At 54.2% G+C, this 8,472-nt stretch carries 8 protein-coding genes and 1 pseudogene; 4 read left to right on the top strand and 5 right to left on the bottom strand.

The genetic code is table 11. The features are described from left to right. Positions 1 to 191: pseudogene (locus tag DVO78_RS17480) on the bottom strand (hypothetical protein); the annotation flags it as partial. Between the two features lie 71 nt (positions 192 to 262). Here DVO78_RS17480 and DVO78_RS06775 point away from each other — a divergent pair. Beyond that, positions 263 to 850 carry a group II intron maturase-specific domain-containing protein gene (locus DVO78_RS06775; RefSeq protein WP_202912116.1) on the top strand — a complete coding sequence of 196 codons (588 nt, stop codon included), beginning with the start codon at positions 263 to 265 and terminating at the stop codon, positions 848 to 850. A 193-nt stretch (positions 851 to 1,043) separates the two neighbouring features. Beyond that, positions 1,044 to 1,607 carry a transposase gene (locus DVO78_RS18240; RefSeq protein WP_120004056.1) on the top strand — a complete coding sequence of 188 codons (564 nt, stop codon included), beginning with the start codon at positions 1,044 to 1,046 and terminating at the stop codon, positions 1,605 to 1,607. Between the two features lie 2 nt (positions 1,608 to 1,609). On the opposite strand, the gene DVO78_RS06765 is transcribed toward DVO78_RS18240, so the two are convergent. The 4 genes from DVO78_RS06765 to DVO78_RS06750 all read right to left on the bottom strand — a co-directional run bounded on the left by DVO78_RS06765 (position 1,610) and on the right by DVO78_RS06750 (position 5,715). After that, a complete protein-coding gene (locus DVO78_RS06765; RefSeq protein ID WP_120004055.1) occupies positions 1,610 to 3,133 on the bottom strand; it encodes a tripartite tricarboxylate transporter permease in 1,524 nt (507 codons plus the stop codon). Between the two features lie 50 nt (positions 3,134 to 3,183). Then, positions 3,184 to 3,663, bottom strand: coding sequence for a tripartite tricarboxylate transporter TctB family protein (locus DVO78_RS06760; protein ID WP_120004054.1), 480 nt, complete (start codon positions 3,661 to 3,663; stop codon positions 3,184 to 3,186). A gap of 41 nt (positions 3,664 to 3,704) precedes the next feature. Further along, positions 3,705 to 4,688 (bottom strand): tripartite tricarboxylate transporter substrate binding protein, encoded by a 984-nt coding sequence (locus DVO78_RS06755; RefSeq protein WP_120004053.1) that lies wholly within the window; start codon positions 4,686 to 4,688, stop codon positions 3,705 to 3,707. A 334-nt stretch (positions 4,689 to 5,022) separates the two neighbouring features. Beyond that, positions 5,023 to 5,715 (bottom strand): GntR family transcriptional regulator, encoded by a 693-nt coding sequence (locus tag DVO78_RS06750; RefSeq protein WP_120004052.1) that lies wholly within the window; start codon positions 5,713 to 5,715, stop codon positions 5,023 to 5,025. A gap of 265 nt (positions 5,716 to 5,980) precedes the next feature. Between DVO78_RS06750 and fabG the strand changes: the two genes are divergently transcribed. Together fabG and DVO78_RS06740 are read left to right on the top strand one after the other, a co-directional pair. Then, on the top strand, positions 5,981 to 6,724 hold the full coding sequence (gene fabG, locus DVO78_RS06745; protein WP_120004051.1) for a 3-oxoacyl-ACP reductase FabG: 744 nt from the start codon (positions 5,981 to 5,983) through the stop codon (positions 6,722 to 6,724). Then, positions 6,708 to 8,459, top strand: a complete 1,752-nt coding sequence (locus DVO78_RS06740) for an AMP-binding protein (protein ID WP_202912115.1) — start codon at positions 6,708 to 6,710, stop codon at positions 8,457 to 8,459. The genes fabG and DVO78_RS06740 overlap by 17 nt, the downstream gene beginning before the upstream one ends. Positions 8,460 to 8,472: the final 13 nt, after the last annotated feature.

Raw genomic sequence — 8,472 nt, 5'->3', positions numbered from 1 at the left:
CCGGAAACAAGCCGATCCACGGCCGTCCCAGCCGACTTCATGGAAAAATGGCACGAGTCAGGTTGGAGGGCGACGCGTCCTCGGGTGACTTTTTCGAGGACCGCGTCGGCGGTCGCGGTCCAGATCAGCGGCTTGGGTTCGTCGTTGTGCGCGGCCAAGGAGGCCTTAATCGCTTCGATCAGATCAGGCACAGAATGAAATCCCTCCACCAGACCCAGGGCGCTTCACCCGCCGAAATCATGGAGATGCCACGTATCGCCTTGTGCGCTACGCCGACGACTTCGCGCGCCACGAGGCACACGCCGAGGAACTGCGGGACGAGGTTGCAGCAGTGCTCGCTCCGATGGGTCTGCGCCTGTCGGAGCACAAGACGCTGACCGCTTACATCGACGAGGGGTTCGAGTTCCTGGGGTTCCGTATCCAACGGCAACGCCAGCAGGGCTCGAACAAGCGATACGTCTACACCTGGCCCTCCAAGAAGTCGCTGACTTCGATCCGGGCGAAGGTGAAGGCGATCACCAAAATGGGCACGAACCAGCCCCTGTCCGAGTTGCTTCGTGGCATCAACCAGGTGCTGCGAGGCTGGACCGGCTACTTCCGGCACGGAGTGTCGAGCCGAACCTTTGCTCACCTGCACCAGTTCACCTGGGAACGGATCGTGCACTGGCTCCGACGCAAACACAAACGTGCCACTTGGAAGTGGCTGAAACGGCGCTACCTGGCCAACAGTTGGTGGCCAGAGCACGACGGTGTCTCACTGTTCAACTGCGGGACAGTACCGATCACTCGTTACCGCTACCGCGGAACGAAGATCCCGACACCGTGGGAACCGAACACCGACGCCGCCTGACCAGCGGCACGAACCCGTAGAGAGCCGGATGCGGTGGAAGCCGCACGTCCGGTTCGGGAGACGGGCCGGAGAAACCCACCCACCGAAATGGCGGGCAGGGCGCTCCGGCCCGATCTCACCTCGGCACCCAAGCCGTTGATGAAGTCCGTCGCCGAGTCCAACAGCAGACCCCGGGGACACCGGGGCCGTAAGGGTGATCCACTTCTACGGGATCCGCCGGCTGCTGCAGACAGGCATCGTGAACCTCACCGAGAAACAATGCCAGAAGATCAAGGAAGTCATCACCGCTGACCCCCGCCATGAGGAAGTCTTCCTGGCCTTCCAATGCACTCAAGAACTCCGGGCCGCCAACCAACACAAAGACCTGCGCGCCGGACGCAGGATCGCGATCAAAGTCCTGGAGTCTTTCCGGTCCTGCCCAGTCCCGGAGATCGCCAGACTCGGCCGAACCCTACGCCGCTGGCGCACCGAGATCCTGGCATACTTCACCACCGCCCGGGCCAACAACGGCGGGACAGAGGCTATCAAATGCCGACGTGGGCATTTGACTGACTATGCCGACAAAGAACGCCTCAAATCACTGCTGACCAGCGACGACACCAGAAAGATCGGCATAAGCGATGAACGGTCCCCTGGAGCACCTGTGTGGGACCGTCCTGGGGTTCTTCAAACCTGGCCAACTACATTACCCGAGCACTGCTGGATACCGGAGGATTTGGGCCCTTGCTTCACCCTCATCTGCGATGAGCCGGTTTAGTTCTACATCTCTTCGGATGCGATGTTTCTGACACGATGCATCAGGCTTCGCCGTCTCTTCATTGCATTAAACGCAACTAAGAGCACAGTGGTTAGCAATAGCAGCAGAATGATCAGTGAACCTGTTCGTTCCATAAAAATGTCCATAGAACCACCGGACATGATCATCGTGCGTCGCCACTCGACTTCAAGCATTGGACCGAGAATAAAACCAAGGATGAGAGGTGTGAGATCAAAAGCGAATCTGCGAAGAATGAATCCGAGAAGACCGAACACCATCATCAGCAGGACATCAAACATGCTGTTCGCTACAGCATAGACACCACAGATAGCGATGAGTATTACTAGCGGTCCTAAGAGTGACTGCGGAATTCGAAGTATGGAAACGAAGACGCGAATCATAGGTAAATTCAAAAGCAGTAGGATGATGTTGCCGATGTACATGGAGGCAATCACACCGTAGAAGACGTCAGGATGCTCATTCACCAGCTGTGGTCCAGGCGTGATGTTCTGTAGCAGAAGAGCTCCGAAGATCAATGCCAACACGGGATTCGGAGGCACCCCGAGAGTCAGCAGCGGCACAAATGCAGAATTTGACGAAGCATTGTCTGCTGTTTCGGTCGCAGCGAGCCCATCAATAGCCCCTTTACCGAATTTCTCTGGGTTCTTCGACAATTTTTTCTCGACGCCATAAGCAAATACAGAAGAAACTGTGCCTCCTCCTCCGGGTAATACTCCGATGAAGAAACCAAGAATAGAAGCTCGAAGAATTGCCATTCTTGAGACAACCCAGTCAGCCCAAGTTGGCATAACACCATTCATTTTTCCAATCGACTGACGTCTATTATCACCGCTAGCCATGTTGTTGAGAACTTCTCCAATGCCGAAGAGCCCGATCGCCAGCGGTATGATTCCAATTCCTGCGCTCAGCTCATAGGAACCGAACGTCAGGCGAGAGGTGCCTGTGATCGGATCCATGCCGATAGTTGCTATGAGTATTCCAAACAGCGCCATGATAATGCTCTTGACTACGTTTCCTGATGCGATGAGCACAATCATCAACAAGCCGAAGGTCATGAGCAAGAACAGCTCAGGGGGAGCAAAAACACTCGCATAACGAGCTAAAGTCGGAGCCAGTATCGTGAGTCCAATAATCGCGACGGTCCCACCTAGGAAGGAGCCAATCGCCGTAATTCCCAATGCCGCGCCAGCTCGGCCTTGTTGAGTCAGCGGATAGCCGTCTAGGGTCGTTAGCACCGAAGAGGAATCTCCTGGCAATCTCATAAGAATAGCTGGTATGCGCCCACCATACATACTTCCGTAGTAGATTCCTGCCAGCATAATGACGCCCGAAGCGGGCTCCATGGTAAAAGTGAGCGGCAAGAGAAGAGCTACTGCTGCCGTTGGTCCAATTCCCGGTAGTAGCCCGAAAACCGTCCCGAGAGTGACTCCCAGGGCGACGAACAACAGATTCATTGGGGAAAACGCAACGCTAAGTCCCGAAAGTAATCCGTCAAGTATCTCCACGGTTCCTCCTACCGTCTATAGCTATCTTTTATTGTCATGAGAAATATCCCTTAAAGCCGTACACTGAGGAGTTCCGTGAAGATTACGTAGAGCAGCAGAGGGGCGACAATAGACATGATGATTGAAAGCGCCCAACGGGCTTCAAATGCATATTTCAGTAGCACAAATATCAGGAGCGTTGCCGACAACAAAAACCCAATTAGCGAGTATAAGATCAGGAACGCCGTAACACTTGCTGAAAAGACCAACACTTTCCGCCAAGACACGTCACTGAACAGTTCGTTTGAGGGTATGACCTTTTCCTTCCCGCTCAGCGTATGATGAATCAAGACGAGCAGTGAAAGCACGACCCCTGCAGATGAGGCAAGAACTGGCCACAATCCCGTGCCTGGGGACGCAAAGGTGCCCGTGCCCAACGCATAGCCGGACCACAGTGCGATCGCGAATATGATTGCCAGCACAAGAACAACGAGAACGTGTGCCCAGGTGTCACGTAACTGTTGACGCATGTCAACCAATCGACTGTTCATGGCTGTTCCTATTCTCTAGTCTGCAGAACTACGATCGATGACTATTGTTCACGTGGCGTGATTCCAGCGAATTCGAGTGATTCACGAGTCCATTCGGTTTCGTTGGGAACAAAGATTTCCAAGAATTCCTCGCCCTCGTAAGCGGGTTCATGTATATAGGTAGAGCTTACGTAGTTCTGCCAGGTCTCTGTCTCGAATGCACGCTCAGCCCCTTCTTTGAGCGCTTCGACCGCTTCGTCTGGCGTGTCTGCGGGCACAGTGAGCGCACTACGTGAGTACCGATCATGCGATCGCTCGAATCCCTCTTCCTCGAACGTTGGAACGTCTGGCAGAGCTTCAAGCCGTTCAGTTGATGCAACTGCCAGCGGCACTACTTCGCCGGATTCAATTCGTGGTATGGCTAGTCCGGGATCCACGCCAGCCAGGTCAGCATTGCCGTTGGCAACGGCTTGGATTGTTTCATTCGAGGAATCGAAGGGTAGGTAGGTGCTGGTGCCGCCGGCTTCATCGATGAAATTCGATACGGTGAGGTGGAGCACGTTCCCCGGAGCTGTAGTGGCTATCGTGAGTTGTGCGTCCGTCGACACATCGTCGAGGGATTCCCATCCCGAGTCGGCGTTGGCAAGCACGATGGTTGGCAAGTCGCCGTAGCTAATGATGGAGCGGAAGTCTTCTGTGTCGAAATTAACCTCCTCCATGAGGGGTAGCGAGATGAACGTGGACGCAGTTGAATGCAGCAGGGTGTGTCCGTCGGGGTCAGCACCGGCCGCTTCCATTGTGCCAATTGAAGTTCCGCCGCCGGGTCGATTCACGACAAGAATGGTATCGCCGTTGGCCTCCTCATAGGCCTGCGCAAAGGCTCGAGCCTGTACATCGCTGGCACCTCCGGCGGAGAAGGGAACGATGATTTCAATGGTGTCGCTGGGGAACTCTGCATCAGAATCATCTCCGGCTGCGCAGCCTGTGACGATCATTCCTGTGACCATTAGGGCCGTGAATGCAGGCAACTGGTGTTTCTTCCTCATGGGTTTCTCCTCAGTCAAGGGTCAGTCGGTCAGCGATTGGTGACCTGGATCACCACATCCCATAAATATACAATATATTAAACTCGAGAGAAGGGAAGGCTGTGGAGAGTTTTGCTCAGAACTTCAGCGAAAGTGTGGCATAACGAGCGTCAGGTTCAGCTGGGTCATCGGACAGCGCTTGTGAACTTTGAGCAGACGATCAAGGGACTTCCACGGCACGCATGACAGGCATCTCTACGCGCGACTGATGCCTGAGCCGCGGAAGAGTACGATGGTTGCTTCTACCGGAACTATGAAGAAGCGCTGAGTCCACTTGTCGCGGACCCGTTTGGAGTCAGTCTGTCGACCCGTCTGCTTTGAAAAGGCCACGTTGCTCGAGGCTTTCAACAACTTCTCGCATAGATTTCTCTTCGTGCTCATACATTGCGGTGGATGCTTCGAGCGGATCGTGATCTTCGAGGGCCTTGAGGATTCGACCGTGCTGCTCAATGAGCATGTCGGACATGCCGGCGATGTTGGCATAAAGCCGTTTGGGTACATATTTCAGCACTCCTAAGAGAACCCAAGCAAGTTTTGAGGAATCTGCGGTGCGGTTGATCACCCGGTGAAATTCGTCGTTGGCTTGTTCCACTTCGTCGAACCTTCCGGCTTGTGCAGCTTCCACCAATCGACTGTGAATATGCCGTAACTGGTCGATTTCCTTGTGGGTGATTGCCGTGGCGGCACGCTCAGCTAAACGTGCAGCTACTTGGGCCAGCAGGCCATAGAGGTCTTCAAAGTCACGCCGCTTGAGCGTGGAAACGAGGAAGCCGCGTCGTTCCGCGTGACGAACGAACCCCTCCACACTCAAAGCCATGAACGCTTCTCTGACGGGAGTGACACTGACCCCGAGATTCTGTGCGATGTCGTCAAGGCGTAAGAACTCACCTGGCCGATGCACGCCCTCCAAGATTTCGGCGCGAATGTGCTCCGCAATGTGATTGCTGAGCTGTTTCCGCTGAAAGCCGGATGCGTTGTTGATTGGCATCACGGCACATTCCAGAATCGCATATCAAATATTCTAACGTCACAAACATGCCCTTCGGCTACTCAGCGGAAAGTTGAGCGAGGAGGCTGTCGCGCGTGTCTTTGCTCGCATGCCAGGGGTGCCAGCAGGAAATTTCGGGGATTCCTATTTCAGTAGGAATAATATATTGTATATTTAGGTGATGGATGTGAGCAACATTACGATCTGTCGTGATCATCGCATCCTTAGCCGGTAGCACGCGTAATGCCTTCGAGAGGAAGATCTCATGAAATTGCTGGATGGAAGAGTAGCTGTCGTCACTGGTGGTAGCCAAGGTATCGGCCGTGAGATCTGCCAGGTCTTTGCCGAACAGGGAGCTTCAGTGGTGGTATCCGACATCAACGGAGAAGGTGCAGAGAATGCTGCAGCCGAACTCGACGTTGCTGGTTTTACGGCATCTGCAATACGGTGCGATGTGACGTCTCCCGAAGAGATGCACGTCCTAGTTGATGGTGCGGTGGAGAAGTTCGGCTCTATCGATGTCATGGTGAACAACGCGGGAATTACCCGAGACGCCACCATGCGCCGGATGACTCTTGCCGAATTCAACCAAGTGATCCAGGTTCACTTGCTAGGTTGCTGGCTTGGGACCAAAAGCGCAGCTGACGTCATGCGTGAGCAGGGCCAGGGCGCTATTGTGAATCTCTCGTCCATCTCTGGCAAGGTCGGAAACATCGGCCAGACCAATTATGCGGCTGCCAAGGCCGGCATCGTCGGATTGACCAAAGCCGCAGCCAAGGAAGTCGGTTTCAAGGGAGTGCGTGTCAACGCCATCCAACCTGGACTGATCAAAACCGCGATGACGATGGCTATGCCTGAAGACATCTTTACCCAGCGTGAGCAGGAGATCCCGCTGGGTCGCGCTGGTGATCCACGCGATATCGCCAATGCGGCTCTATTCTTGGGCTCGGATTTGAGCAGCTACATAACTGGAGTGGTTTTGGAGGTTGCCGGTGGCCGTCACATCTAATCAGCAGAGTTGGAGTGAGCGGGTCGAAACTCAGCGACGTGAACTTCGCATGCGGCAAGAGCTGAGCTGGCCGGAGCATGTCCCCCGGGATTTTCCTGAGGAGATCAGCGAGAGAACATTCGTCGAGATTTTTCGAACGAATGTCAAGAAGTACACGGATCATCCCGCTATCGAGTTCTATGGAACTACCATCACCTATGCACAGCTGGACCAATGGAGCGATAACTTTGCTGGATGGTTACAGCGCAAGGGGGTGCAACGTGGAGACAGGGTCGGTCTGTTCTTGCCGAACTGTCCGCAGTTCATCGTCCTGATGCTGGGCACCCTGAAAGCGGGAGCTGTCCATGTTCCGATCAACCCGATGTTTAAGCGTGCTGAGCTGGAATACGAAGCAAACGATGCCGGCATCAGTGTCATCATCAGTCCCAATTTCCTGCTGGACATCGTTCAAACTTCTGACTTGGAGACAGTGAAGCATGTTGTGGTCCTGGAAATCCGAGAATTGATCTCAGGTGATGTCATCATGCGGCTTCCTAAGATCCTAAAGCCGGATGATGCTGAGGAACTGACTCACAGCGATTGGACTGAGCTCATCGCTGGCCCTGCGCTGCACCCGATTCGGGATGATGCGAGCGCGCTGGCCGCTTTGAACTACACAGGCGGGACAACTGGTGTTCCCAAAGGGTGCATGCATACGCAAGGAAACATGGTAGTGGCTGGCCACAATTGTGCCTTTGCATGGGGCCTGATCGGTAAGAAAGCTGAGGAGCGAGAAGTAGTACTCGCATTCACCCCGGTCTTTTGGATTTCAGGTGAAAACAACGGCATTCTTGCACCGTTGTTTTCTGGAGCCACCGTTGTGCTGCTGGCACGCTGGGACGTCGTCACTGCACTGCAGGCTATCGAAGAATATCAGGTGACAGCGATGAGCAGTGTTGTCGAGAGTTATCTGGAATTGTTGGAAAGAGCTGAAGACCCTGCCCGTCAGCTCGGTTCTCTACGTCATTTGCGAGCTATGTCTTTCTCGCGCCGACTCTCCGAGGAAATTCGGCGGCAGTGGGAGAAAGCGACCGGTGGCAACAGTGTTCTTCGGGAGTCTGGTTTCGGCGCGACTGAGACTCATACTTCCAATACCTTTACCACAGGGTTCGACATTGATGACTTTGACCTGCACAGTGAGCCGATTTTTGTGGGGCTTCCCATGCCGGGAACGGATTTTTTGGTCATCGATCCGAAGACCCACGAGCCTCTGCCGATCGGTGACTCAGGAGAGATCGCCTTGCGCTCACCATCGAACTTCAATGGATATTGGCAAGCGGATGAGAAAACCAAAGAATCGCTGAGAGATGGTTGGGTATTGACAGGGGACATCGGAAAGATCTCCCCTGAAGGTGCATTGCATTATCTGGGGCGACAAAAGGAGATGCTCAAAGTCAACGGCATGAGCGTCTTCCCCAGTGAGGTCGAGGTGTTGATGGCTCGTCACTCTGAAGTGGAGACAGTAGCCGTCGTCGGGCATCCCGACGATAAGAAGGGTCAGAGTGTCCATGCTTTCGTTCAGTTGCGCTCAGAGGCGGACGTGACGGCTGAGGAGCTGGAACAGTGGGGTCGTGAGCACATGGCCACCTATAAGGTTCCTACGATCCATTTGATGCAAAAACTTCCTAAAACAGCCACAGGCAAGATTCGGAAAGCCGATCTACCGCAACCAGACAGTATTTCTTCATCAAGGTGAGTGGAACAAAACG

Source organism: Nesterenkonia muleiensis (genome assembly GCF_003600155.1).
GTDB lineage: Bacteria > Actinomycetota > Actinomycetes > Actinomycetales > Micrococcaceae > Nesterenkonia > Nesterenkonia muleiensis.
Note: the sequence above shows the minus strand (reverse complement) of the source record. Positions and strands in the feature narration are given on the sequence as shown.